Source organism: Anaerocolumna sp., assembly GCF_032079385.1.
Taxonomy (GTDB): domain Bacteria; phylum Bacillota; class Clostridia; order Lachnospirales; family Lachnospiraceae; genus Anaerocolumna.
The window spans coordinates 1-2,503 of record NZ_DAMAUC010000053.1 but is presented as its reverse complement, the minus strand read 5'-3'; the positions used below and the strand labels follow the sequence as shown (position 1 = coordinate 2,503).

Here is a 2,503-nt window from a genome sequence, read left to right as displayed (position 1 = left end):
ACAATAGTAAGTAGATTCATCTTTTAATATCCGTAAGTTTTTAATTTCGTTCTCAACTATACTCCCGGTCCAGACGGTCTTCCCAATAATCAAATTCCTCTTCCAGTAAGTCCTTGTCCAGACGCTCCTCCCTGTCTATCACATTGGCCCAGTCGATTACACGTCTGAGATATATCTTCACACCCATGATATATTCCTCTTGCACAATCGTCCCATACATTTCCTCACAATATGCGGTTTATTACAAATACGCAAGATTTTTTCAGTAACCACTTATTCCTTCTTATTTATTTCGTTCTTTTCTTCTTTTGAAGAAAGGTTATATTCTAACCTTAATTTGGGATATAGTGATTTTTGAATATTCTCATCATATTTTTCAGCAAATTTTATCTCTACATCATCACGATAGCCTTCAAAATATATTTCCTTGATATCCTCATGGTTAAAAAAGGCAAACTCCTGTTCCTTTGTGACGCCTTCTGGATAGATAAGGGCTGAATAATCAAAGTAACCAATCGTACCATTATTATTAAAAAGTTGCGCACGTCCTATAATCATCAATTTCACATTCCCATTTTTTGTTTGGACAACCGTCCCAATTGGAAGAATATATTGTTTTTCCATATTTAAAACATCCCTTCTTTTTTCAATTTTTTAAGTAATTTTCTTGTTATACGATAATTAAAAACTAAGTCTGTTCCAGAAACTTCATACTTAATTCTTATCGCCTTAACTAGCAGAATAAAAGTAAATGATACTACTAAATTCAAGGCCAAGGCAACAAGATTTCCAGAAAATAAGAATACCGTACTGAAAATAATGCAAAAAATACCAGTAAATATCATCGTAATATCAATGATGCTATTTCCTTTATATGTTGATCGTAATACCTCAAGATAATTCTCAGATTTCCAGTATATATCTGCATTACTAACTTCTGGATACCGCATATTTTTATGAATATAGAAATTCACTAAAAAATAAATTACTACTATGAGAATTATAATCAGTGCAAATCTTGCTATAAGGTTATTTAAAAAAATGGTCAAATACTGTAATTGTCGAATAATAATTGTGCCAATTATACTTAGAGTTGCAATGATAGAAATCGAGGGCTTACTACTAACAGAGTCAAAATTGCCACAATGATAATAGTAAACACTCCCTTCTTTTAAAAAATATAATTTTTGCTCTTCAAACTTAATGATGATTGCTTTTTTCTTATCCAAAAACTGACCCTAAGCAGTTAAATCCGCTTACAAAGCCTTTCAATGACTCAACAATATTTTTATTCACTTCCTCAACCTTATCTTTTATTGCACCCACTGCTTCTGATATTTTTTCTCCAATTTCTTCTTTGTTGTCCCAAACATAGTCAAAAGCAATAGAACCCAAAACACCAACCGTAAATCCAATTGCCGTTCCTATGCCAGGAATGACGCTGCCTATTGCAGCTCCTGTGGCTGCAGCCCCTAATGCTCCAGCCCCAATACCAATTGTGGCATGAGCAACTGCTTTCACAACCGCATCTCGACTCTCTTCTCCTTGAGCACTCATTATGGCATAATCAAAAACACCTCCTATGATGGGGAGTCCCTTTGTAGCACCCAGTCTAACGAATTGTTTTAATAAACTTGGCGTTTGGCTCACAACAACATTCACTCCTGATGTCGTAACAGCAACCCGACCTTCATCCATAAATGCGGTTGTATTATATCTTAAAAATGAAAATAAAGAATCAGAGAACGACTCAACTACCTCATCAGTTATTTTAGTCTCAATCATCGCTTGCCCAACAGAAATCAAGCCCGTTAAAAGATTTGAACTATCAACCTTATCCTTCAAATCATTCCATTTATTAACAATAACTTCTAATAATTCAGGATTGTCAGAAAAAAGTCCTTCTCCTCCCCTGTACTCCTCTATCATATCTTTAGCAATGTCAATCTCTTTATTACTCATTTTATATCCAGGACTTAACCACCGGTAAATTAATTCATTCTCTTTTCCTCGTCTGATCCAATCATAGATTTCCTGCAAATCTTCCTTACTGCTATGTACAACTTCCTTCCAATCAACCGATTCAAGTCGTTCCGCCTTTCCTGCCACATAAAGCAGTTCGACTACATCATGTCTCCATTTCTTTTTCTTAGAGTTCTGGACCGCTGTCCATGCTGAGCAGACCTCCTGTACGGTAAAGCCATATTCCATGGCTTCCTGAATCTGCTCTTCAGACAAACCCGTGACCTTTACTGCTTCCATCACATCTACTTGCTCTAATCCCTTTAAGCATATAGCGCTGATGGAAGTAAATTGGATCTCGTTCGTCTGCGGATTGTAACTTACCTTTTTGATCTCCGTATCCGCACGGTCCAGGATATTCTGTATCCCTGTTGCCCGATCATAGATTCCTCCTGTGGCTTGTACGAAAACATCGATTGCCACCAGTTTGCTGTTGATGTCCCGGATCATTCTCCGGCACCGGCTAATTACCGAACTTCTG

At 36.6% G+C, this 2,503-nt stretch carries 4 protein-coding genes; all 4 read right to left on the bottom strand.

Features of this window, described 5'->3' with window-relative positions; translation table 11 throughout:
* Positions 1-52: 52 nt before the first annotated feature.
* On the bottom strand, positions 53-187 hold the full coding sequence (locus tag RT261_RS20890; protein ID WP_312503354.1) for a hypothetical protein: 135 nt from the start codon (positions 185-187) through the stop codon (positions 53-55).
* Between the two features lie 86 nt (positions 188-273).
* Positions 274-624: a DUF4176 domain-containing protein gene (locus RT261_RS20885; RefSeq protein WP_313135099.1), complete on the bottom strand. Its 351-nt coding sequence runs from the start codon at positions 622-624 to the stop codon at positions 274-276.
* A gap of 2 nt (positions 625-626) precedes the next feature.
* A complete protein-coding gene (locus RT261_RS20880; protein WP_312503356.1) occupies positions 627-1,229 on the bottom strand; it encodes a hypothetical protein in 603 nt (200 codons plus the stop codon).
* On the bottom strand, positions 1,222-2,503 hold a 1,282-nt coding region (locus RT261_RS20875), incomplete at its 5' end, for a hypothetical protein (protein ID WP_313135098.1). The genes RT261_RS20875 and RT261_RS20880, both read right to left, overlap by 8 nt.